The following is a 250-nucleotide window of genomic DNA, read 5'->3' as shown; positions in this document are numbered from 1 at the left end:
CAATCTTTATAGCCTTAAGAAGGAAAAAGGTATAAAGGTATATAATTAAAGAAATATAATTTAGGCGTTATAAATAGTTGACTCTCACACGATGTCATTGTTTAAGATTAGGTTGAGCTTCGAAGTAGATGTGAATTTTAGGAGGAAATCATGTTTAAAAGAGGAGATTGTTCAAAGTTATCTGCCATTAGTATACGTATGTTGAGAAACTACGATAAAGTGGAATTATTACAACCAGTAAAAGTCGATG

General features: G+C 30.8%; 1 pseudogene. It reads left to right on the top strand.

The features are described from left to right. Positions 1-150: 150 nt before the first annotated feature. Positions 151-250: pseudogene (locus SB775_RS32120) on the top strand (MerR family DNA-binding transcriptional regulator); the annotation flags it as partial.

Source organism: Peribacillus sp. SIMBA_075, from assembly GCF_046534585.1.
The sequence above is the reverse complement of the archived record's forward strand: the minus strand, read 5'-3'. Positions and strand labels throughout refer to the sequence as shown.